This window comes from Streptomyces sp. NPDC001796 (assembly GCF_042892355.1).
Lineage (GTDB): Bacteria > Actinomycetota > Actinomycetes > Streptomycetales > Streptomycetaceae > Streptomyces.
The window spans coordinates 21,503-43,090 of record NZ_JBIAUC010000008.1; the positions used below are offsets into that span (position 1 = coordinate 21,503).

Annotated in this window: 22 protein-coding genes; 16 read left to right on the plus strand and 6 right to left on the minus strand. The window is 70.3% G+C overall.

What is annotated here, in order from left to right; translation table 11 throughout:
- Window positions 1-10: 10 nt before the first annotated feature.
- Entirely contained in the window at window positions 11-739 is a 729-nt protein-coding gene (locus ACFYZE_RS18140; RefSeq protein WP_388994492.1) for a hypothetical protein, read from the minus strand.
- Between the two features lie 184 nt (window positions 740-923).
- Window positions 924-2,546, minus strand: coding sequence for a recombinase family protein (locus ACFYZE_RS18145; protein ID WP_388994495.1), 1,623 nt, complete (start codon window positions 2,544-2,546; stop codon window positions 924-926).
- 60 nt (window positions 2,547-2,606) lie between these two features.
- Between ACFYZE_RS18145 and ACFYZE_RS18150 the strand changes: the two genes are divergently transcribed.
- From ACFYZE_RS18150 to ACFYZE_RS18165, 4 genes are all read left to right on the plus strand, one after another.
- Window positions 2,607-2,939 carry an antibiotic biosynthesis monooxygenase family protein gene (locus tag ACFYZE_RS18150; protein ID WP_388994498.1) on the plus strand — a complete coding sequence of 111 codons (333 nt, stop codon included), beginning with the start codon at window positions 2,607-2,609 and terminating at the stop codon, window positions 2,937-2,939.
- Between the two features lie 147 nt (window positions 2,940-3,086).
- A complete protein-coding gene (locus tag ACFYZE_RS18155) occupies window positions 3,087-3,434 on the plus strand; it encodes a DUF1330 domain-containing protein (RefSeq protein WP_388994501.1) in 348 nt (115 codons plus the stop codon).
- A 125-nt stretch (window positions 3,435-3,559) separates the two neighbouring features.
- The gene (locus tag ACFYZE_RS18160; protein WP_388994504.1) at window positions 3,560-4,393 is read left to right on the plus strand and encodes a DUF1206 domain-containing protein; all 834 of its coding nucleotides are present in this window, start codon (window positions 3,560-3,562) and stop codon (window positions 4,391-4,393) included.
- 191 nt (window positions 4,394-4,584) lie between these two features.
- A complete protein-coding gene (locus ACFYZE_RS18165; RefSeq protein WP_388994507.1) occupies window positions 4,585-5,379 on the plus strand; it encodes a polysaccharide deacetylase family protein in 795 nt (264 codons plus the stop codon).
- 154 nt (window positions 5,380-5,533) lie between these two features.
- On the opposite strand, the gene pip is transcribed toward ACFYZE_RS18165, so the two are convergent.
- The gene (gene pip, locus ACFYZE_RS18170; protein ID WP_388994510.1) at window positions 5,534-6,496 is read right to left on the minus strand and encodes a prolyl aminopeptidase; all 963 of its coding nucleotides are present in this window, start codon (window positions 6,494-6,496) and stop codon (window positions 5,534-5,536) included.
- A gap of 390 nt (window positions 6,497-6,886) precedes the next feature.
- On the opposite strand from pip, the gene ACFYZE_RS18175 reads away from it, so the two are divergent.
- Entirely contained in the window at window positions 6,887-8,077 is a 1,191-nt protein-coding gene (locus ACFYZE_RS18175) for a PP2C family protein-serine/threonine phosphatase (RefSeq protein ID WP_388994513.1), read from the plus strand.
- A gap of 24 nt (window positions 8,078-8,101) precedes the next feature.
- On the opposite strand, the gene ACFYZE_RS18180 is transcribed toward ACFYZE_RS18175, so the two are convergent.
- Entirely contained in the window at window positions 8,102-8,863 is a 762-nt protein-coding gene (locus ACFYZE_RS18180) for an ATP-binding cassette domain-containing protein (protein WP_388994516.1), read from the minus strand.
- Between the two features lie 212 nt (window positions 8,864-9,075).
- Here ACFYZE_RS18180 and ACFYZE_RS18185 point away from each other — a divergent pair, with 212 nt between their 5' ends.
- Window positions 9,076-10,110 (plus strand): substrate-binding domain-containing protein, encoded by a 1,035-nt coding sequence (locus ACFYZE_RS18185; protein ID WP_388994519.1) that lies wholly within the window; start codon window positions 9,076-9,078, stop codon window positions 10,108-10,110.
- A gap of 53 nt (window positions 10,111-10,163) precedes the next feature.
- Window positions 10,164-11,174 carry an ABC transporter permease gene (locus ACFYZE_RS18190; RefSeq protein WP_388994521.1) on the plus strand — a complete coding sequence of 337 codons (1,011 nt, stop codon included), beginning with the start codon at window positions 10,164-10,166 and terminating at the stop codon, window positions 11,172-11,174.
- A 30-nt stretch (window positions 11,175-11,204) separates the two neighbouring features.
- Here the strand turns inward: ACFYZE_RS18190 and ACFYZE_RS18195 are convergent, their stop codons facing one another.
- Window positions 11,205-12,170, minus strand: coding sequence for a hypothetical protein (locus ACFYZE_RS18195; RefSeq protein WP_388994524.1), 966 nt, complete (start codon window positions 12,168-12,170; stop codon window positions 11,205-11,207).
- Window positions 12,171-12,391: 221 nt separating this feature from the next.
- Between ACFYZE_RS18195 and ACFYZE_RS18200 the strand changes: the two genes are divergently transcribed.
- Window positions 12,392-12,880: a universal stress protein gene (locus ACFYZE_RS18200; protein WP_388994526.1), complete on the plus strand. Its 489-nt coding sequence runs from the start codon at window positions 12,392-12,394 to the stop codon at window positions 12,878-12,880.
- 105 nt (window positions 12,881-12,985) lie between these two features.
- On the opposite strand, the gene ACFYZE_RS18205 is transcribed toward ACFYZE_RS18200, so the two are convergent.
- On the minus strand, window positions 12,986-13,732 hold the full coding sequence (locus tag ACFYZE_RS18205; RefSeq protein WP_388994528.1) for a hypothetical protein: 747 nt from the start codon (window positions 13,730-13,732) through the stop codon (window positions 12,986-12,988).
- 332 nt (window positions 13,733-14,064) lie between these two features.
- On the opposite strand from ACFYZE_RS18205, the gene ACFYZE_RS18210 reads away from it, so the two are divergent.
- The 8 genes from ACFYZE_RS18210 (at window position 14,065) to ACFYZE_RS18245 (ending at window position 21,585) form a co-directional block, all read left to right on the plus strand.
- A complete protein-coding gene (locus tag ACFYZE_RS18210; RefSeq protein WP_388994529.1) occupies window positions 14,065-14,751 on the plus strand; it encodes a hypothetical protein in 687 nt (228 codons plus the stop codon).
- Between the two features lie 66 nt (window positions 14,752-14,817).
- On the plus strand, window positions 14,818-15,204 hold the full coding sequence (locus ACFYZE_RS18215) for a hypothetical protein (protein WP_388994531.1): 387 nt from the start codon (window positions 14,818-14,820) through the stop codon (window positions 15,202-15,204).
- A 102-nt stretch (window positions 15,205-15,306) separates the two neighbouring features.
- Window positions 15,307-15,984, plus strand: coding sequence for a hypothetical protein (locus tag ACFYZE_RS18220; RefSeq protein WP_388994533.1), 678 nt, complete (start codon window positions 15,307-15,309; stop codon window positions 15,982-15,984).
- 154 nt (window positions 15,985-16,138) lie between these two features.
- Window positions 16,139-16,384, plus strand: a complete 246-nt coding sequence (locus ACFYZE_RS18225; RefSeq protein WP_388994535.1) for a ferredoxin — start codon at window positions 16,139-16,141, stop codon at window positions 16,382-16,384.
- A complete protein-coding gene (locus tag ACFYZE_RS18230; protein ID WP_388994537.1) occupies window positions 16,374-17,768 on the plus strand; it encodes an NAD(P)/FAD-dependent oxidoreductase in 1,395 nt (464 codons plus the stop codon). The genes ACFYZE_RS18225 and ACFYZE_RS18230 overlap by 11 nt, the downstream gene beginning before the upstream one ends.
- 56 nt (window positions 17,769-17,824) lie before the next feature.
- Complete coding sequence (locus ACFYZE_RS18235; RefSeq protein ID WP_388994540.1) at window positions 17,825-19,078, plus strand: cytochrome P450; 1,254 nt, start codon at window positions 17,825-17,827, stop codon at window positions 19,076-19,078.
- A 62-nt stretch (window positions 19,079-19,140) separates the two neighbouring features.
- Window positions 19,141-20,223, plus strand: a complete 1,083-nt coding sequence (locus ACFYZE_RS18240; RefSeq protein ID WP_388994542.1) for a YihY/virulence factor BrkB family protein — start codon at window positions 19,141-19,143, stop codon at window positions 20,221-20,223.
- Between the two features lie 168 nt (window positions 20,224-20,391).
- A complete protein-coding gene (locus ACFYZE_RS18245) occupies window positions 20,392-21,585 on the plus strand; it encodes a hypothetical protein (RefSeq protein WP_388994545.1) in 1,194 nt (397 codons plus the stop codon).
- Window positions 21,586-21,588 lie beyond the last annotated feature (3 nt).

Sequence of the window (21,588 nt, forward strand, 5' to 3'; positions counted from 1 at the left end):
GGACGCCGCTTCACCTGAGGATGTTCACCGCCCGTGCCACCACCAGCGCCACGGTGAGCAACGAGACCGATGCCTGCGACGCCATCAGCAGCTTGGCCCAGCGGGACAGGGGCATGGTGTCGGTGGGGCTGAAGGCGGTCGCGTTGGTGAAGGAGACATAGAGGTAGTCGGCGAACGCCGGCTCCCAGTCCGCCGGCGCCAACTCCCCGCTCTGCATCTGGGGGAAGAGGAAGTCCGGGTACTCGTGGTGGCCGGCGGCCCGGGCCGCCGGCCCACCCCTGTCCCACTCCCAGTACCACAGAGCGAAAACGATGACGTTGGTCAGCCAGATACCCGCCCCCGTCATCAGCAGCGCCCCGGCATCACTGCCCTCGGTACCGCGCACCAGCCCCCGGATCAACAGCGCCGCCGACCAGCCGTTGGCGACGCTGACGAGGGCGGCCAGCGCCAGCCCGCCCGCACGCAGCATCGAGGCCCACCGCCTCGTACTGATCCGGAAGGCGCACAGCAGCACGACCAGCAACAGCAACTCCAGTGTGGGCAGGAGCCATACCGGCCGAAAGGCCAGCCGCTCGGGGAGCAGCAATTGCAGGGCGACAGCGGCGAGCACCGCCGCGCTGACGGCCCAGCGCGACTCGTCACGAGTGGGCCGGCGCCAGGCCGGCTCCTGGCGGGCCGCGGTGAGCAGTTCCTCCAACCGGGCGAGTCGCTCGTGCAGGGCCCTCGACTCTTCGTTCACGACCCCAGTGTGACCTCACGGTGACGAGACCGAACACCGGCACCCCGCCATGGGTGAGGACAAGCCCCGTAGCGGACCTGAGCGCCTTCGGCGCGCGGCGTGCCGCCGACCGTCCGCGCGAGCGGACGAGCCGCTCCGCGTCCGCCGGCCGGCCTGCGGCAGGGCTCAGAGGGCGCTCAGGCGCCTACTTGGCTGGCGTCTCTGCCCAGTGCACAGTCACCCGATCCTCCGTGTTCGCGTTCCGGCCACGGCCCACGGACTTAGCGATGGTGATGCGGTCGAGGAAGAAAGCCAGGAAGCTACGTCGCTGCTCCAGGTCCCAACTGCCCCACGTCGACTCCGGCCCGATGGGGTCGCCCTCCGGGGCCGTCCACTCCGAGGGGATGGCCACGGTGCCGCTCTCATCCCGCCCCAGCTCAGCTACGCGCTCACTCACGCGAGCCTCATGGGCCGTCAGCCGCTCGACGAATTCGGCGAACATGGCCGTGCCGGTCGCCCCGGCGTACAGCCCTGCCTGCCGGTCGGCGTACAGCGTGCGGAGGGCTTCCCGTACGTGCTCCAACTCGACCCGTGCGGCGGCTAGTTCGGCCTGCCGTTCGCCCGTGTCTGCCTGGGCAGCAAATCGGCGCGCTGCCTCCTCAAGCCATTCCAGGTCTTCACGGTCCTCGGGGTCCAGCGCAGTCAGGCGCGACCACACGGTGCGGGCGACCACATCGTCGGCGGCCTCCATGTTGATGGCCAGGCCACCATGTCCCGGCACAGCGCCGGACTGGGCCCGGTTGCACCGGTAGAGCTGCTTGCCGTTGCGTCGGTCGGTCACCATGGACGATCCGCACACCCCACAGAACAGCATCCCTGCCCCGCCGAGCAGCGACGGCACAGACCGGCCACCCTGCCTCACAACCTGCGGCGTACGGCCGTCTAGAACATCCTGAAGGCGCCACCAGTCGTCTGCGGGAACGATGCCCTCGTGTGCTATCAGGGGAGCGCCGGAATCGTCGCGCAGAATGACTCGCTTGGCGCCCTGGCGTTCAGCGGCATAGCCAGCAAGGCGAGGATCACGCAGGATGCGCAGCACGGTCGAGGACACCCACGCAGTGCGCTCCAGCGGCTCGCTTATGCCCCTGCCCCGCCGGGCGGCCACGCGCGCTGTCATGTCCGCCGCTTTGGTCGGCACGCCGTCTGTGTTCAGCCTGCGGGCAATGGCAGATGCGGCCACCCCGGACAACGCCCACTCGACCATCTGGCGCACGTGCGGTGCCTCTGCCGGGTCCGGGACCAGCTTGACCACCACCAGGTCCCCGCGCGGCTCACGGCTCGACTGGAAGCCGTACGGGGCCATGCCGGACACGTGGGAGCCAGCAGCGCGCAGGGTCTCTTTAGTCGCCGTGATGTACGCCGACTTCAGGTCTGACTCTTGCTGAGCCAGCGCAGCGATGAGGCCGAAGATCGCAACGCCCATGGGAGTAGACGTGTCCAAGTAGGGCTCTTCGACGCTGACGAGCAGTACGCCGTATTTGGCAAGTTCCTCGTTGATCAGCATCGCTTCGAGGGCGCCCTGTCGGGTGAGCCGGGACAGCGAGAAGACAACCACTGCGTCTACGTGTCCGGCGCGAACGGCGGACATCATCTCTTCGAACGCGGGGCGGACCACTTTGGGGTCCCAGCCGGATTTGCCCACGTCAGCGAAGTGACCGGCGTTGTCCCAACCCTTGGCCGTGATCAGCGCCTCGCACTTGGTCCGCTGTGCTTCGGGGGACGACGCGGAGTCGTCCTCACGCTTCCTTGACTGTCGGATGTAGGACACTGCGCGCACATGGTCCAGATTAGGGGTCCAGTCGGGGCCCCGATTGACGAGAGGTGTAATGTGCCTAGCGTAGTAAAAATCAACGTACTCACCGTCCCCGCCGAGCAGCGGGAGACGCTGGAGAAGCGCTTCGCCTCCCGGGCCCACGCCGTGGAGAGTTCCGACGGGTTCGAGTGGTTCGAACTCCTCAGGCCCGTCGACGGAACCGACAACTACCTGATCTACACCCGGTGGCGGGACGAGGAGTCGTTCCAGGCCTGGATGGAGGGCCCCATGAAGGCAGCCCATCAGGGCGGTGACGCGGCAGGGGGCGAACGCCCCAGGCCGGCGGCCAGCGGGTCCACGCTGTGGTCCTTCGAGGTCGTACAGCAGGCGGCGCCCAAGAGCGCGTAGGCCGGCACCGGCGGAAAAGTGGTCACCGGCCCTGGACGACAGGCACACGCCGCCGGCCAGGGCCGCTTACCTCGGAGGTCATCGACCCGGTACGGAGCGCATGCCACGATCGTCGGCGTACGGAGCCGGGCCGACCGGAAGGACGCCATGACCGCCTACGCCATAGCCCACCTGCAGGAAGCCGCCCCGCACCCGGAGATCGCCGAGTACATCGAGCGCATCACCGCCACCTTCGCCCCCTACGGCGGCCGCTTCCTCGTACACGCCGCACAGCACGAGGTGAAGGAGGGCAACTGGCCCGGACACGTGGTCGTCATCAGCTTCCCCGGCCTCGCCGAGGCCCGGGCCTGGTGGGACTCCCCCGCGTACCGGGAGATCGCGCCGCTGCGCTCCCGGAACATCGACGGCGACATCATCCTGGTCGACGGCGTCTGTGACACCTACGACCCCGCCGGCACCGCACGGGCGATGCGGGAAGTCATGCGCACCCCCTGACAGGGGAACGGAGGTGCGTGCGATCGGGCTTCACCTCCCCTCCGCATCCGCCGCTCCTCCCCGACACGCGTGCCCCTCCGGTGTGTCAACGCGGTGCCGGGGCACACGGATTCGGGGAGGTCGAGATGAACACGAGTGCCATGGCCCATACCCGCCGGATGCGGGCCGGGGGCGAGGTCGGCTCACTGACGCAGGCCGCTGCCCGGGCGGGGCTGACCGCCCGGGGGGTGATCTACGTGCTGGTCGGCGTCCTGGCACTGCGGATCGCGTTCGGCGACGGCAGCCGGCAGGCCGACCGCAGCGGTGCGCTCGCCGAGATCGCGCAAGAGCCGTTCGGTGCCGTACTGCTGTGGGCGCTGGGCCTCGGGCTCGCCGGCATGGCCGTGTGGCGGTTGTCCGAGGCGGTGTTCGGCGCCGTCGGGCCGGACGGCCGCAAGGTGAGGAAACGGCTGCTGGCGCTGGCCCGGTGCGTCTTCTACGCGTTCGTCGCCTACTCCGTGCTGTCGTTCGCGACCGGGTCGGGCACGGGTGGCTCATCCAGCGACGAGCAGTCACGCGACGTCACCGCCCGGGCAATGGGGGTGCCCGCAGGTCGGTGGATCGTGGGCGCCGTCGCGGTCGGCATCGTCGTGGCGGGAGTCTGGATCGGGGTCCGGGCCGTCCGGCGCAAGTACCACAAGGACCTCAGGCTCGGCGAGTTGTCCCCGGGCCTGAGGCGGCTGGTGGACATCGCAGGCGTGGGCGGAGGCGCTGCGCGCGGACTGGTGTTCGCCGCGGCGGGGTCCTTCGGACTCCGCGCCGCGGTCGATTACCGGCCCGACCGGGCCAAGGGGCTGGACGACACGCTGCGGTCTTTCGCCCAGACCCCGTTCGGTCCGTGGCTGCTGGTGCTCGTGGCCGCCGGGGTCGTACTGTTCGGCGTCTTCTCCTTCGCGCTGGCGCGCTGGCGCAGGGTCTGAGCTTTGGCTCCCCTCGCCGTGGAGTCACGGCGAATACAAGGAAGTTGGATCCGTGTCCTGACGGTCGCCGCCGCTGTGTCGTGGAATGCCCGCGGAATTGTCCGTGATCGGTAACAGACGGATCCTGCACCGTTCTTCCTCCGTCCTGATGGGTGCACGTGACCACAGAGACGACGAGGAGCGGGGCGGACATGGCGCGGCGTGGCGGACGGGGATGGTACGGGCGGGTGCTCGCGGCGGCGGTCGGCGTGACGGCGGTGGCCACCGCCACTTCGGTGTGGACCGCGCAGGCCGGCCCCGCCGAGGAACCCGGCGCGCGAGCGAACGTCCTGGTGCGCCCGTCCGTGCCGAACGCCCCGGCCCGGGGTGCCGCGGGGGCGCCGGTGTCCGCGGACATCGTCCACGCCTCCGACCGGGGCGCCCACGGGGTCAACATCACCATCGACGACGGGCCGGACCCCGTGTGGACGCCGCAGGTGCTCGAGGTGCTGCGGGACAACGGCGTGAAGGCCACGTTCTGCATGGTGGGCACGCAGGCCCAGGCGCACCCGGACCTGGTCAAGGCGGTGGTGGCGGCCGGGCACCGGTTGTGCGACCACACGGTCTCCCATGACACCGCCATGGACACCAAGTCCGAGGCCTACCAGTCGCGGCAGATCCTGGACGCCGAACGCTCGATCACCCAGGCGTCGGGGGGCGTTCGGCCGCAGTACTACCGGGCTCCGGGCGGTGCCTTCACGCCCTACAGCCGCCACCTCGCCGCATCCCACGGGATGCGGCCACTGGGCTGGAACGTCGACTCCAAGGACTTCGAGCGTCCCGGCACCGCCGCCATCGTGGCCACCGTCAAGCGCGAGATCCACAACGGTCCGACGCTCCTCTTCCACGACGCGGGCGGGGACCGTTCCCAGACCGTGGCCGCCCTGCGCCAGCTCCTGCCCTGGCTGAAGCAGCAGGGATACTCCTTCGGCTTCCCCGTCCGCTGAACACCGCTAACAGCACGGGAAGTCGGAGCCGACGGCTGCTCAACCGCGGGCTCAGGGCGTGCGGTTGGAGCCCAGTGGGTGGAAGCGAGCGGGGGATGGTCGTGATCCAGGTTGCCGATTTCGTCGGTTCGGCGTCCACGGTGCCGTCCCTCGTTCAGCGGTGTGCGTAGGCGTTCGTCGCCGCTACCAGCGCGTCCGCCATGCCGGGTGCCCCCGTCGTGTGTCCCACGTCGTCCACCACGATCAGCTCGCTGTCCGGCCAGGCCTGGTGGAGCCGCCACACCGTGCCGAGCAGATTGCCGAAGTCCAGGCTGCCCTGGACCAGGGTGCCGGGAATGCCTTTCAGGAGGGGGGCGTCGCGGAGTATGACGCCCTCGTCGTTGCCGTCGCCCAGGAAGTGGTCGTTGCCCCAGTAGTGGGTGACGGTCCGGGCGAAGCCCATGCGGAACACGGGGTCCTCGTAGCGCTCGACCGATCGCGGTGGCGCCGGGATCGTCGCCGTCTCCCAGTCGGTCCATGCCCGCGCCGCGCGGGACCGTACCTCCGGGTCCGGTGACTCGATCAGCCGGTTGCACGCCGCCGCGAGGTTTCCCTCCCGGTCCGCCTCGGGCAGCGCGGCCAGGAAGCGCTGGAAAGCGCCCGGGAAGAACCGCCCGAGTCCCCTGGTGAGCAGGGCCACTTCGCGGTTCGAGCCCGTCGCGACCGCGCTCAGGACAAGTTCCGACACCGCCTGCGGGTGCGTCTGCGCGTAGCGGAGGCCGAGCACCGAGCCCCACGACACACCCCAGACGAGCCATCGTTCGATCCCCAGGTGCCGCCGCAGCCGCTCCAGGTCGGCGATGAGGTGGGCCGTCGTGTTGACGCTCATGTCGGTGTCGTACGCGCTCGCGTGCGGGGTGGAACGGCCGCAGCCGCGCTGGTCGAGGAGCACGATGCGGTACGCCGCCGGATCGCAGTACCGCCGGTATCCCGCCCCGCATCCCGAACCGGGACCGCCGTGCAGCATGACCGCGGGCTTGCCGCGCGGGTTCCCGCAGACCTCCCAGTAGACGCGGTTGCCGTCGCCGACGCCGAGCATGCCGCGATCGTAGGGTTCGATCTCTGGATACAGACCCATCGCAGCACCGTAAGGCCCGCGGCGGCACCGTCGCTCCCCTTTTCCCTTTGCGTACACCTTGGGGCAGGCGCCGTGGCCGGGCGGTCGCGCCCAGCGGTTTCCGCCGGCCGGCCGTTGTGGGCAGTGCGGCTCGGCATCCCTCGGGCGGATCACAACGTCTAGGATTGCACTGAAGATCCGGGTATGCCCCCTGCCCGAGCAGTCGTCGGATCGCGCTGTCGAGCCACATGGAGCCCGTGGTCTTGATCAGGCTCTGCCAGGAGTTCTCGTGAACAGGCCGTGTGAAGGGATCCGCCCGGGCTGCCGCCCGGTTCTGGGAGACGCCCCCGGGCGCCGGCCCTGGTGCGCGGGATGCCCGCCGACCTTGTTCCGTGCCGGCGGGAGTGTGCCATGAGGCGGCCGGCGCGCCGGGAGGCCGAAAGCCGCCGGGCGCCGCGGCTCAGCAGCACCGGCCTGCAGATGCCGCGTCCGCCTGTGTGGCTGCGCTGGCTGCCGGCGCTCTACGTCGCGGGCGTCCTGGTGCTCGAGCCGGTCACCCCGGTGCAGTGGCCGGTGAGCTTCCTGCTGATCGCCCTCCCCGTGGTCGCCGCCTACGCCCACGGTCCCGCCGCCGTCGCCGCCATCGCGGTGGTCGCCGTCGGGTTCGAGGCTCTGCTGGCCGGCACCCCGTGCTGTGCGGGCCGCGCCGTGGGGTACCTGTGGGAGCGCCACTACGTGGCCTCGTACATCTCCACCGTGCTGGTCGGCGTCCTGGGCACGATCATGGCCGCGAGCCGGACGCGTCGGGAGCGCACCCTCGCCACCGTACGGTCCGTGGCGGAGGCCGCACAGCGTGTGCTGTTGCGCCCCGTGCCCCGGCGCCTCGGACAGGTGGCGATCGAGACGCTGTACCTGTCCGCCGCCGCGGAGGCGCGGATCGGTGGTGATCTGTACGAGGCGGTGCCCACCGCGCACGGGGTCCGCCTCCTCATCGGTGACGTCCGGGGCAAGGGGCTGGTGGCGGTGGAGACGGCCGCCACGATGCTCGGCGCCTTCCGTGAGGCCGCCCACGACGAAGCCGACCTGGCGGGGGTGGCGCGCCGGGTCGAGAGGAGCATGAACCGCCGGGCCACGGAGCTCCCGGGCAGCGAAGTGGCGGAACGCTTCGTCACAGCGGTGTTCGCCGAGATCCCCGATCACGAGCCCGTGGTCCGCATCGTCAACTGCGGCCACCCCCCTCCGCTGCTCATCGGCCCGAACGGGGTCGCCGAGCTGGACTCGGCCGATCCCTCACCGCCCATCAACCTCGGCGTTCTGGTCGGGGACGACTACCACGTCGAGGTGAACCCCTTCCGTCCCGGCGAACAGCTGCTGCTGTACACCGATGGCGTCACGGAGACGCGCGACCGTACGGGGGCGTTCTACCCACTGACCGAGCGGGTCCGGTCCTGGGCCGCTCTCCCTCCCGGTGAACTTCTCGACCGGCTGCACCAGGATCTGATGGCCTACAGTGACGGGAACCTCGACGACGACACCGCCGCGCTCGCCGCCTACCGCCTTCCCGGTGACCGCCACGGGGAGAGCGGACCGCACCGGCGGTGACCGTCCCGCCGTCGCCGTGGCCGGTCAGGGGCTGCCGGTGACGCCGATGATCGAGGACATGATCCGGTCCTGGGGGGTGGTCGGCACGTGGAAGAAGCCGTTGTTGCAGCCGAGCCGCAGCACCGCGGCACGGTCCGCCAGGGCTTTGACGTCTCCCATGTTGTGGCTGATGAGGATGACACCGACCCCGTGCTCGCGCAGTTCGTCGACCAGGTCGAGGACGTGACCGGCCTGCTGGACGCCGAGTGACGCGGTCGGCTCGTCCAGGAGGACGGCCTTCGGTTCGCCGAGCAGTGCTCGGGAGATCGCCACGGTCTGCCGCTGTCCTGCCGACAGCGAGGCGACCGGGGTGCGCATGTCGGGGACGTGGATGCCCATGGCGTCCAGCTGCCGGCGTGCCTCCCTGCGCATGCCTCCCTTGTCCATCAGTCTCAGGAGACGGCCGAGGACGCCGGGGTGCCTCTGTTCGCGTCCGAGGTAGAGGTTCTCGGCGACATCGAGGCCGTCGCACAGGGCCAGGTTCTGGTACACCGTCGCGATGCCCAGGTGCCGGGCGGCCCGGGGCGTTCTGATCTGCACGGCCCGGCCCTCCCACTCGATGACGCCCTGGTCGGCGGGTACGACGCCCGCGATGATCCGGACGAGAGTGGACTTGCCCGCGCCGTTGTCCCCCAGGAGGGCGACGACCTCCCCCCTGTGGACCTCCAGCTCGACGTCCTTGAGTGCCTGCACGGCGCCGAACCGCTTGGAGATGCCGCGCAGCGCCAGCAGAGGCGGCTCAGTCACGTGAACCTCACCTTCTGCGTACGGCGGGGTGACACCGTACGGCCGGACTGATCACCAGAGTATCCGAGCAATGCCCGCTTCATAACGAATAAGACAGATAAGAGCATGAACAACCACATCCCCCTATCTGGGCATTTACGAATAGTCTCGGCTCATGATGGAGGTCACAGAGGCTCGTGTGACGCCGGCCCCGGCCGGAGGAGGGCGGCCCCATGACACACGACCGTGCGGGCCACGAACGCACCCGGCGGCGCCGCCGGCGAGGGATCACGCTCCTCGTGGTGGGGGCGCTGGTCGGCGGTGCCGCCGCCTGCGGCGGGGGAAACGGCAGCGACGGCCAGGGGGCGCACCAGATCACCATCGGCCTGGTGACCAAGACCGAGTCCAATCCGTTCTTCGTGGCGCTGCGCCATGCCGCCACGGCCGCGGCGCACAGGAACGACGCACGGTTGATCGCTCTCGCCGGCAAGTTCGACGGGGACAACGAGGGCCAGGTGAACGCGGTGGAGAGCCTCATCGCGCGCGGTGTGAACGGCATTCTCATCACGCCGTCGAACACGACGGGGATCCTGGGCGCGATCAGGGAGGCGCGCCGGCAGGGCATCCTGGTGATCGCGCTGGACACCGCAACACAACCGGAGAACGCGGTCGACGCCACGTACGCGACGGACAACTTCAAGGCCGGTCGCCTGCAGGGGGCCTATGTCAAGGCGGTGCTCGCCGGCCAGGCTCCCAAGGTGTTCATGCTGGACGGCACGCCGGGCTCGGAGGTCAGCCAGGACCGACACGACGGGTTCCTCGACGGCTTCGGGCTCAAGGACGGCTCGCCGGCGATCGTCGGCCAGGCGAACGCCAATGGCGACCGGAACACGGCTCAGGCCGCGACGGAGAACCTGCTGCTGCGCGCGAGCGACGTCAACGCCGTCTACACCATCAACGAGCCGGTGGCGGGCGGCGCGTACGAGGCCATCATGGACCGGGGGCTGACCCGCCAGGTGACCATCGGCTCCATCGACGGCTCGTGTGACGGAGTCGGTGACGTCAAGGCGGGCACTCTCGCGGCGACCGTCATGCAGTTCCCGGTCAGGATGGCGACCGACGGCGTGGACGCGATGATCGCTTTTGCCAGAAGCGGGAAGCGGCCGTCCGGTTTCACCGACACGGGCACGGTGCTCATCACGGACAGGCCGGTGCGCGGTGTGCCGTCGCAGAGCACGGCCTGGGGGCTCCAGCACTGCTGGGGATGACGTACTCCGGTCAGCGAGTCACCGCGAGCGGGTCGAAGGGATCGGAACAGCACATGAGGTCACCCGTCACCACCCGCGCCTCCGGCGGTGATACGCGCCCCCGGCCGCGGGACATGCTCCGGTACGCCTTTCGCACGCCGGCCGTCGGGCCGCTGGCGGCTCTGGTCGTCGCCGTGGTGGCGTTCGCGGTCACCACGGAGACGTTCCTGACACCGCAGAACCTGTCGCTGGTGCTGCAGCAGTCCATCGTGGTCGGCACACTGGCGCTGGGCCAGTCACTGATCATCCTCACCGCGGGCATCGACCTCGCGAACGGCGCGATCGCGGTGCTCGGCACGATCGTCATGGCCAAACTGGCCTTCGACGGCGGCAACCCCGTGACGGCACTGGTGCTCGGCCTGGTCGCGGCGACCCTCGTCGGGCTGGTGAACGGACTGCTCGTGTCCCGGCTGCGCCTGCCGCCCTTCATCGTCACCCTGGGGGCGCTGACCGTCGTCTACGCCACCGCCAGGCTGTACTCGCAGTCCCGCAGCTATCCGGTGACCTCCGGCCTGCTCGTCTTCTGGGGCAACGGCCTCGGCATCGGTGGTGTGTTCCTCACCTGGGGGACCTTTCTGCTCGTGGGCCTGTACGGGTTCTTCTGGTACGTCCTCACCCAGACCGCGTGGGGCCGGCACATCTACGCCGTCGGCAACGCACCGGAGTCCGCCCGCCTGACCGGCATCGACGTACGGCGCACGGTTCTCTCGGTCTACAGCACGGCCGGGTTGCTGTACGGCGTCGCCGCCTGGCAGTCCCTCGGCCGTATCCCGAACGCCGACCCCAACTCGTACCAGACGGCGAACCTGGAGAGCATCACCGCGGTGGTCCTCGGCGGCACGAGCCTCTTCGGCGGCCGCGGAAGCGTGATCGGCACACTCATCGGGACGCTCATCGTCAATGTGCTGCGTTCCGGGCTCACCCAGGCGGGTATCGACAGCCTCTACCAGGATGTGGCGACCGGAACCCTGGTGGTCGTGGCGGTCGGGGTGGACCAGATCCTCCGCAGGAGCGGTCCGCGGTGATGCCGGGGCGTCACGGCCGGTTGACAGACGTCACGGTGTCCCGGTCGGCGTGTCCTTCGAGTTCGACGGGCCGGTGAGCGTCCGCTGCTGGGGCACTCTCGCAACTGACGTGCCGTCATAGGGGGTGAGCGGCGCAGCGATGGTACGTTCGCCGCCGCCCCGCACCGGCGCATGGGTGGTCCCGCTCCCGATCCGCAGTACCGACCACACCCGTCCCCGCAGGCTGCGGCCGTGTCCGTGGAGCAGTCCCAGGACGATCGCCGCGGCCACCGCGATCAGGTGCTCCCGGCCGGCCAGGTTCGGTATGGCGATGGACTCCCACACCATCGACCCGCCGGTGAGGGTGAACACGACGGGGGCGCGCCGGACGACCGAGAGGTAGGTGAACAGGCCCACGACCGCGGCGGACGGTCCCGTGTCGAGTACCCGACCGGTCTCGGGCGGCAGTCCCAGCCCCCACCAGCCCGGCCCCAGCGTGATCATCACCCGTACGGTGAGGGTGCCGGCGACGGTGGTCGCGTACGCGACGGCCAAGGTGCGGGCGCGGCCCAACACCAGTTCGGCCAGGGCGAAGGCGAGGAACAGCTGGGTGATGCCGGCCCAGACCGGCAGGTCCAGGGCCGGGACGTACAGCGACACGGGGGTGCGTAACAGGGCCAGCCACAGCGGCAGGTCGGCGTAGACGCCGCCCAGGAGCCGTACCGCCACCGCGCCGGTCGGATGCTGTGCGACCGCGTGGAAGAAGATCACACCGAAGGCCGCGACGAAGGCCAGCACGAGCCCGGACAGCCCGCGCCGCAGCAGTTGCCGTACCGGGTCGACGACGATACCGCGCCATTCACCCCGCACCGTGCGCACGATGAACAGCGCGACGCGGCGCAGCGCGGCGGCCGCTCTGTCCGGGGCGCCGTCGCCCGTGGCGGACGGCGCCGTACCGCCGCGTGGTCCGCTGCCTCGTGTGCCGTGGTCCTCGGCACGGTTATGAGGCCTTTCCACCCCTTGACGCAAGGACTTCCCCCCCAACGTCCCCAGAGCGCACAATTGTACGGGTCTGAAATCTAGCCGCCCGTCCCGGTAATGCCGGGTTGCGGACCTCGTGTCGCGGTGGGCGGTTCGGGTCGGCGGCCGTTACGGCCGGGCTTCTTGCCACCCCTCGGCGTTGTGGGGATTCTGCACACGATCGCCATCCGACCCGCCACGCCACACGGGAGCCGCCCATGAGCGCCGTCGTCTGGATCACCGAAGGGACCTGGCCCGCCTGTGTGGACGCCGCGCTCCGCCGCGCGGCCCCCGGCGAGGAGATCGTGCTGCTGTACGTGCGCGACGACACGGTCGCCGAGACGGCGCACGGCGCGTTCGCCGGGCTCCTCGGCCGGGGTCATCCCGAGCGGGACCCCGGGCACCGGATCGAGGGGCTGTCCGAGTCGGCCGCGCGGCGCCTGCTGGATTCCGCGGCGCGGCGTCTGGGGCGCGCGGCCCACCAGGTCCTCACCCACGGCCGTACGGAGCGGAAGGTCGTCGAGGAGGCCATCGGCGCGGATCTGCTGATCTGCGCACGGGGCGGGGATCGTTCCCGGCTCGGCCCGCACAGCCTCGGCCCCGCCACTCGCTTCGTGGTCGACCACGCGCCCTGTCCTGTTCTGCTGGTGTGGCCGGAAGAGGTCCCGTCGACGAAGTTGCCGCCGCCTCCGCCGCCTCATCGCTGACTCACCGTGTCACCGAGGCCCGGACAGACCGGAACCCCGGCCCGATTCCGGCGGGCCGGGGTTCTCCTTGTTGTGTCAGGCGGGTGGCTCGGTCACGACCTCCCGTCAGTCGTTGTGGTCGTGGTCGTTGTCGTTGTCGTGGTCGTGGTCGTGGTCGTGGTCGTTGTCGTAGTCGCGGTCGTGGTCGCGGTGGTAGCCGTCGTGTTCGAAGGCGCTGCAGCGGTCGCCGCGGAAGCCCTCGCCGTAGCCGTCGCCGTCGCCGTCGCCGTAGCCGTCGCCGTCGCCGTAGCCGCCACGCCCGCGGCGGTCGCAGATCACGCGGAAGCTGCCCGCGACACCGTGCTTGATCTTCACACCGCCACGGACGTGCTGGGGGCGCACACCGTCACTCTGGCTCCACGGGCCGACGACGGCGATGGGAGCGCCGTTGTCACACGTGACCCCTCTGAACACCTCGACGGTGTGCCTGCTGTCGTTGACGATGTTGATGCTGTTGGAGCCGAGGCCACTCAGGATGGGCACGCAGCCGTCCGGGATGGCCGGGAAGTCCCGCTCGTTGATGTGGATCCGGCCGATGTGGCGCAGGCGCAGGTGGCGGTGGTGGCGGTGGTGGCGGTAGTGGTGCTCGCCCTCGTTGCCCTTGGCGTTGTTGTTGTTGTCGTTGTTGTTGTTGTTGTTCCCGTTGTTGTTGTTGCCATTGCCTTCGAGGGCGGCGGCCGGGGCGGCGGCCTGCTGGACGACCGAGGCCGAGTGCGCGGGCTCGGAGGCGGCCGAAGCGTAGGTGATGCCAGTGGCCACCAGGGCCGCGCCGGCCGCGATCGCGGCGGTTACTGCAGTGGAACGCGTTGCCATGTCACTTCTCCTGTCTCAGACACGTCGGCTGTGAACCGATGCGAGACTGAAGTTACATATCGCCGCGAAGCTCACCGCATCCGACATACCGACCATATGACGAACTACCCTGTCGGAGTAACGGGGGTCTTCCGGCCTTATGCGCAACAGGGCTGAAGCCCGCCCATGCGCTGATGAGGCGTCAGCCGTCCACTGATGAGGCGTCAGCGCAGCACCGACGTATGACTGACTGCGGACCAAGGAACAAGCACCTCCCCTCGCCCGTACCATCTGTGCACCGGGGGGACACTGTGCAGCAACATCGCCGTAGGCGAGGAAAGGTGAGTCACGCCATGTCCGAGACCACGACCGCGACTTCCGAACTGACATCGCAGTACGCCGCCCAAGTGGCAAGCGATCTCGAACGCAATGTGAAGGAGCAGGAACGCGTCAGCGCCGAAATCGCCGCTCTGCAGGAGCAGTTGGCGACACTGCAGCACGACCACGCGGTGCTGGTGACCATGCAGAACGCACTCGGCATTCCGACGGCACCAGTGGAGCCCGTCGCCGTGCCGGACAGCGCCACGGTGCCCGCCCCGCGGAAGAAGTCCCCTGCCGGATCCGGCACGGGCAGGCAGCCGCAGGCGAAGAAGAAGACCGCCGCCGCGCAGACACGTACGACGGGCCGGAGGACCGCCGGCAAGAAGGCCGCGGCCAAGAAGACGGAAGCCACGCAGGCGGAGACCGTCAAGACGGAGGCGCCGAAGGCGGGCCGGCCCACGCTGGTCGAACTCGTGCGCGCCCACCTCAGCGAGCAGAGTGAGCCGCGTTCCGCCGCGGAGGTCGCCGACGCGCTCGGCAAGGCCCACCCCGAGCGCGGCATCAAGACCACCGTCGTGCGGTCCACGCTCGAAGGGCTCGTGGCCAAGAAGCACGCCCAGCGCACCAAGCAGGGAACCGCTGTCTTCTACACCGCACCGGACGCCGCCGAACCGACCTCGGCGAACGAGGCCGAGGACCGGCCCGAGCAGGACCGGTAAGGCGCCCAGCACGGCTCGTGCCACCTTCCGGCGATCACTGGGGTCGCCGGTATGGGTGCGATGCGTGTGATGCTGTTCGGCGGGACGCCGAATGTCGGGAAGTCGTCTGTCGCCCGGGAGTTGGCGGACCGGCACGGGTTCGCGTACCGGTCGACGGACGGGCCGGCGCGGCACCCCGGAAGGCCGTGGCGGACGCCGGAGCGGGAGGTGCCGGCGCATGTCACCGAACACCACGCGGCCCTCGGCGTCGAGGAGTTGACCCAGTCCGTGCTCCGTCACTACGAGCGACTATGGCCTCGTATCGCGGAGTTGTTCGCGGCCGAGCGCCTTCAGAGCATCGCGCTCGACGCCGTCGACATGCTCGGGTCGACCCGCATCGACGTGGGTGACGGCCGGCCGGCGAGGTGGCCGACGCGGTACTCGGCGCCTGTCGACATGCGGGACGGGAGGTGAGCCTCACCGAGGACGATCTGCCGTTCGGGCGCGTCCCGGTGGCGGGCCTTCTCGCACGGCGGCTTGCTGGTGCAAGGGGACACCGGAGGGAGTGAGCCGCGTATGACCGAGACCCGGGCGGGTCAGCAGGCGTTGCAGACCCCGCGGGCCGCCGGGCTGGCCGGAGTCGTGTTCGCGCTCCTGCTCGCGGCGGCCATGGTGCTGATCCGGCTGTCGATCCCCCAGGGCGCGGAGTCGGTCACCCTCCAGGGGCTCACCGACCCGACACGGCGCAGCGCGGTGAAGGCGGCGCTCGCGCTGGTGCCGTTGGCCGGGATCTGCTTCCTGTGGTTCATGGGGGCGCTGCGGGCCCGTATGGGTGAGGCCGAGGACCAGTTCCTCGCCACCGTGTTCCTCGGCAGCGGGCTGGTCTTCGTGGCGACGCTGTTCGGGGTGGCCGCGGCCGCCGCGGGCGTGCTGGCCACCACGGACGCGCCCGGCGGCACTCCCGGCCTGCCCGCCTGGAACTTCGGCCGCCACTTCGCGTACACACTGCTGGCCGAGTACGCGACGCGGATGGCGGCGGTCTTCACCTGCTCCACGTCGGTCATCTGCCATCGCCTGAGGCTCCTGCCGCGGTGGCTCAGTCTGCTGGGTTTCCTCACCTTCCTGACACTGCTGTTCGTCTCGGCCGGTGTGCCCTGGTCGGAGTTGGTGTTCCCGGGGTGGTCGCTCCTCGTCGGCGCCTTTCTCTTCGCGTCGGGCCGCAGCCCCCGGCCAGGCACCACCGCGGCGTCGTAGCGGGACACCGGCCGGTCACCCCTTCGGCACTCCTCGGCGGGCGCGCCACCGTCCGGTCCGGCGATGCTGGTGTGGGGGAGCTGACCGCCGTCCGACGTTTCCGCCGCGCAGCAGCGGCGCCCGCGGACCTGCCCGCCGAAGGCGCGGAGGGCTCATGAGGCTTGTCGTCGATCTCAACAGGTGCCAGGGATACGCCCAGTGCGCGTTCCTCGCACCCGACGTCTTCGCCCTGCACGGCGAGGAGTCGCTGGTCTACAACCCCCACGCCGATGAGGGGCAGCGGGAGAGGCTGGCGCGCGCCGTGGCGGCCTGCCCGGTGCAGGCCATCCTGGTCGACGGGCTGGACGACATCGGCGCGGAGCACGCCGAGGCCGGGCAGGAGACGTCACGTGCCCGCTGAGGACCTCCTCCGATGGCTCAGGCGCGAGGGCCGAATCGTCATCGTGGGCGCCTCGCTGGCGGGGCTGCGGGCCGCCGAGACGCTGCGCGCCGAGGGTTTCGCCGGTTCGCTGACCATGATCGGTGACGAGCCCCACGAACCGTACGACCGGCCACCGCTGTCCAAGGCGGTCCTGCTCGGCAAGGCGTCACCGCACCGCACCGGCCTGCCCCGGCGCCTCGAGATCGACGCCAAGTGGCGCCTGGGTGTCGCGGCGACGGGACTCGACATGACGGCCAAACGGGTACGGCTGGCCGACGGGGACGAGGTGGAGTACGACCGGCTGCTGATCGCCACCGGTGTGCGTGCCCGGCCCTGGCCGAAGGAGTCGGAGGCCCAACTGGACGGTGTCTTCGTGTTGCGCACGCGCGACGACGCGGCCGCCCTGCTGCGGCGGCTGCAGGCCTCCCCGCGCCGGGTGTTCGTCATCGGGGCCGGATTCACGGGTTCGGAGATCGCCTCGGCCTGCCGGGAGCGGGGCCTCGCGGTCACCCTCGCCGAGCGCGGGGGCGCACCGCTGGTGGGCGCCCTCGGCGGGGTGATCGGCGCGGTGGCCGCGGAGCTGCAGCGGGAGAACGGTGTGGACCTGCGGACCGGCGTCATGGTGACGGCGCTGGAGGGCGACTCGATGGGGCGGGTGCGGGCCGCCCATCTGTCCGACGGCAGCGTCGTCGAGACGGACGTCGTGGTCGTCTGCCTCGGCGCGACCCGCAACACCGAGTGGCTGGAGGGCTCCGGGCTCGGTGCGGGGCCCCGGGGCATCGCCTGCGACGCGGGCTGCCGGGCCTTCGACTTCCGGGGCATCGTGACCGATGACGTCTACGTCGCCGGCGATGTGGCCCGCTCTCCGCATCCGCTGTTCGGCTATCAGTTCCTGTCGCTGGAGCACTGGGGCAACGCCGTCGCACAGGCTGAGGTGGCCGCCCACAACATGATCAGCAATGGTGCGGACCGGCGTCCGCACCTGTGGGTGCCCGCCTTCTGGTCGTCGCAGTTCGGTGTGAACATCAAGTCGGTCGGTGTCCCGTCCATGGGCGAGCAGATCATGATCACTCAAGGGTCGCTGGCCGAACGCCGATTCGTCGGGGCGTACGGCTACCAGGGCCGGATCATCGCCGCGGTGAGCTTCGACAACACCCGGTGGCTCCAGTTCTACGAGCGGCTGATCGAGACGGCCACGCCGTTCCCGCTGGAGTTCCCGACGGTCGACCGCCGTCCCGAGGGGCGCCAGCCGGTGCCCGCCGACTTCCCCGACCCGTCCCTGCCGACGCACGGCCCGACCGTGACGCTCAGCGGTTACTCGCCGAGCGACCGCCGTCTGGTGTTCACCCCGGCCCGCCACTAACCGTCCCGGTCCCGCGCCTCCCCCGCCCTGACGGACTTCACGCTCTAGGACCACTCATGACGCACGCCTCGCTCCTGCACCGGATCACCGATTACGCCAACCGCGCGAACCCCTATCCGCTGTACGAGGAGCTCCGTAGGACTCCGGTGCTGCACGAGGAGGACGGCGGTCCCTACCTCGTCGGTTCGTACTGGGACATCCTGGGCCTGCTGCACGATCCGCGGATCAGCTCCGACGCCGGCAACCTCGCCGCGGCGGGAGCCGACGAAGGGGTCGGGGCGGAGGAGACGGGGCTGCCGCCGAGCTTCATCCGACTCGACCCTCCGGAGCACGACCGGCTGCGGCGGATCGCCAACCGGTCCTTCGGACCGCCGCACTGCCCCCGCCGGATCGACGCGATGCGCGGCGAACTCGCCGGAATCGTCGCCGAGTTGATCGACGGCATCGGGGAGGCACGGCAGATCGATGTGGTGGACCAGTTCGCGTACCCCTTCCCGGTGACCGTCATCTGCAGGCTGCTCGGAGTACCGCGCGAGGACGAACCGCGCTTTCGCGCCTGGGTCGAACCGATCGTCGCCGGTCTGGATCCGCAGACGCGGACGGCTGAGAACGAGGCCGAACGCCTGCAGTCCACGCGGGAGGCACGCGTGCAACTGGGCCTGTATCTGGCGGAGCTGGTCGAGCAGAGAAGGAGGGAACCCGGGAACGACATGCTGTCCGAGCTGGTGACGAGCCACGGCCCGGACGGCCCGATGACGACGATGGAAGTGCTCAGCACGTCGGTGCTGCTGCTGATCGCGGGCCACGAGACGACGGTCAACCTGATCACCAACGGCATGCTCACCCTGCTGCGGTACCCGGAGTACCTGCGCCGACTGCGCGACGACCCCGGCCTGGCCGTCAACATCGTGGAGGAGCTGCTGCGTTACGAACCTCCCGTGCAGCTCGTGCCGCAGCGGACCTGTATCGCGGACATCGAGGTGCGCGGGGTCACGATTCCGAAGGGTTCGAGGATCTGGCTCGTCCTGGCCGCGGGCAACCGGGATCCGGAGCGGTTCAAGGACCCCGACCGGTTCGATCCGTACCGGGGAGACATCCAGCACCTCGGCTTCGGCAGCGGCATCCACTCCTGTTTCGGCGCACCGCTGGCCCGGCTGGAGGCACAGATCGCGCTGTCCGAACTGGCCCGCAGGCTCGACGGTCCCCGTCTCCTCGAGGACCCGCCGCCCTACCGGCAGAACGCGGTGCTGCGCGGGCCACGCCATCTGGCCGTCGGCTTCGACGATCTGCGTCCCCAGGGATGTGACTGAGCCGCATCACCAGCCGGTCGCGTCGGCGGAGTGGTCCGGCGCGGTCGGGTTACCCGCGAACCATGACTCGGCTGCTGAAATGGGAAGACAGGGATCACCGGGCGCGTCATGGCCACCGGCGGGGGGCAGCGGACCGCCGCACCGAGCCCGCTCCGGATTCCGCCGCCGCGCCGCCCGGGCCGGACCCGGAGGTGGAGCGCCGGGCCCCGGACGCGCCGACCGAGTTGCCCCGGCGCTCGTGGTGGGCGGTGTTCAGGGGCACGCTGCGCGAGTTCGGGAACGACGAACTGACCGACCGGGCCGCGGCCCTGACCTACTACGGGGTGCTGTCCCTCTTCCCGGCCCTGCTGGTGCTGGTGTCCCTGCTGGACATCGCCGGGCGGTCGGCGACCGACAAGGTGCTGGCCAACCTCAAACAGTTCGCCCCGGGCGCGGCCCGGGACATCGTCACCCGGGCCGTGGCGCAGTTGCAGGGACACAGCGGCGCCGGGTCCGTCATGGCGTTCGTGGGCCTGGCAGTGGCGCTGTGGTCGGCGTCGGGTTACATCGGCGCGTTCATCCGCACCGCGAACGCCGTCTACGACATCCCCGAGGGGAGGCCCCTGTGGAAGGTCCTGCCCCTGCGGCTGGCGGTCACCGTCCTGCTCATGGTGCTGGCCCTGGCTAGCGCGCTGATCGTGGTCTTCACCGGAGGGCTGGCGCACCAGGTGGGCACGGCACTGGGGATCGGGCACACGGCGCTCATGGTGTGGTCGATCGCCAAGTGGCCCGTCCTCGTGGCCCTGGTGACGATCATGCTGGCGATCCTGTACTGGGCCACGCCGAACGCCAAGGTGCACGGCTTCAGGTGGATCACACCGGGCAGCGTGCTGGCGCTGGTGCTCTGGATGGCCGCGTCCGGTGGGTTCGCGTTCTACGTCGCCACCTTATCCTCGTACAAGACCTACGGCACCATGGCGGGCGTCATCGTCTTCCTGGTGTGGCTGTGGATCGGCAATCTGGCGATCCTGCTGGGCCTGGAGTTCGACGCGGAGACCGCGCGGCAGCGGGCGATCGCCGGCGGTCTTCCCCCCGACCAGGAGCCGTACACAGAGCCACGTGACACCCGCGCGTGGGACGAAGAGGCCCGGCGCCGCGTGGACTGACGAACGGCTCGGCCCGCCTGGGAGGCCCCGTCGCCGCACCGCCGTTCCGTATATGTCCGCGAACGGATCTCGCAAGGGAGCGAACCCCCGGACCGGTTCGATCATCTTCCTTGGGGGACCATGGCGTTCCCGGTCGGTCGCAAGGGACAGGAGCCGAAAGGAAGGCCCGTGCCGGTCATCAGTCAGCGGGTGCACCTGGTGCTGCTCGCCGCCTGGACAATCGTCTGGTTCGCCGTGGTGGAGCGGCACGGCGGGTTCTCCTGGCACTATCTGCAGCAGGGCGGGAAACTGCTGTATCAGGGCGCCGGCCGCGACGGCGGTCTCAACCTGTACGCGCACCACCCAGAGCTCCAGATGGGCCCGCTCAGCTTCCTGGTGGCGGGTGTGTTCAACCCGTTCCCCGAGGACGTCGGGCAGTTCCTGGCCGCGGCCCTGATGTCCCTGCTCGGCCTGGTGATCCTGGTACTCGCCGGACGCAGCGCCGCCTGGTACTTCCTGGGCACCGGGACCAACCATCAGCGGCTGCGGCAGCGCGTGCTGATCGCGGGCCTGGCCTTCATCCCCATGTGGATCGAGGTGTCGGTCCGCTTCGGGCACCTGGACGACGTCCTGGCGCTGTTCTTCACCGCCCTGGCCGTACGCTCGGTCACCCTTGGCAACGCGGCGGGGACCGGCGTCTTCATGGCCCTGGCCATGGACTCCAAACCGACGGCGCTCGCCTTCCTGCCGCTGCTGCTCGCACTGCCGAGACACCAGTGGCTGCGGGCCGGTCTGTGGTGCGTGGGCCTGGTCGCGGTCGTCTGGCTGCCGTTCTTCATCGGCTCCCCGCACACGATGGCGGCGGCGCACTTCACCATCCCCAACCAGCCGGCGTCGGCGCTGCGCTGGCTCGGCGTCGGCGATCCCCAGACACCCCCTTGGGACCGGCCCGCGCAGGCCGTGGTGGGTCTGACGCTCGGCTGTGTCGCGGTCTGGCGCGGCCGCTGGGCCGCGGTGGTCCTGCTCGGCGCCAACGCGCGGATCGTGCTGGACCCCAGCGTCTACACGTACTACACCGCGTCCGTCCTGCTGGGCACGCTGCTGTGGGACGTGATCGGCCAGCGGCGCCTCGTCCCCTGGTGGAGCTGGATCGCGCTGCTCACGCTGTACGGCAGTGTGTTCGTCGTGCCCGACGACTCGGCCCGCGGTCTGATCCGTCTGGCCTTCGTGGCCGTCTCCACCGCGTATGTCCTGTTCTGGCCGGTACGCGACCGCGGTGACCGGCGTTCCCGCGGCCGGGGCCGACCGCGACGGCCGACCATGCCCCCGGAGCAGCGGAGCCGGGAGGCGACCCGCGGGGAGCCGGAGGCGACACTCGGCTGACCG

Excerpts from the sequence above, each read along its gene's own strand:
- ACFYZE_RS18155 (WP_388994501.1), top strand. The coding sequence starts at position 3,087 with ATGACCGCCTACGCCATAGCCCACCTGCAGGAAGCCGCCCCGCACCCG.
- ACFYZE_RS18160 (WP_388994504.1), top strand. The coding sequence starts at position 3,560 with ATGAACACGAGTGCCATGGCCCATACCCGCCGGATGCGGGCCGGGGGC.
- ACFYZE_RS18165 (WP_388994507.1), top strand. The coding sequence starts at position 4,585 with ATGGCGCGGCGTGGCGGACGGGGATGGTACGGGCGGGTGCTCGCGGCG.
- pip (WP_388994510.1), bottom strand. The coding sequence starts at position 6,496 with ATGGGTCTGTATCCAGAGATCGAACCCTACGATCGCGGCATGCTCGGC.
- ACFYZE_RS18175 (WP_388994513.1), top strand. The coding sequence starts at position 6,887 with ATGAGGCGGCCGGCGCGCCGGGAGGCCGAAAGCCGCCGGGCGCCGCGG.
- ACFYZE_RS18185 (WP_388994519.1), top strand. The coding sequence starts at position 9,076 with ATGACACACGACCGTGCGGGCCACGAACGCACCCGGCGGCGCCGCCGG.
- ACFYZE_RS18190 (WP_388994521.1), top strand. The coding sequence starts at position 10,164 with ATGAGGTCACCCGTCACCACCCGCGCCTCCGGCGGTGATACGCGCCCC.
- ACFYZE_RS18200 (WP_388994526.1), top strand. The coding sequence starts at position 12,392 with ATGAGCGCCGTCGTCTGGATCACCGAAGGGACCTGGCCCGCCTGTGTG.
- ACFYZE_RS18205 (WP_388994528.1), bottom strand. The coding sequence starts at position 13,732 with ATGGCAACGCGTTCCACTGCAGTAACCGCCGCGATCGCGGCCGGCGCG.
- ACFYZE_RS18210 (WP_388994529.1), top strand. The coding sequence starts at position 14,065 with ATGTCCGAGACCACGACCGCGACTTCCGAACTGACATCGCAGTACGCC.
- ACFYZE_RS18220 (WP_388994533.1), top strand. The coding sequence starts at position 15,307 with ATGACCGAGACCCGGGCGGGTCAGCAGGCGTTGCAGACCCCGCGGGCC.
- ACFYZE_RS18225 (WP_388994535.1), top strand. The coding sequence starts at position 16,139 with ATGAGGCTTGTCGTCGATCTCAACAGGTGCCAGGGATACGCCCAGTGC.
- ACFYZE_RS18235 (WP_388994540.1), top strand. The coding sequence starts at position 17,825 with ATGACGCACGCCTCGCTCCTGCACCGGATCACCGATTACGCCAACCGC.
- ACFYZE_RS18240 (WP_388994542.1), top strand. The coding sequence starts at position 19,141 with ATGACTCGGCTGCTGAAATGGGAAGACAGGGATCACCGGGCGCGTCAT.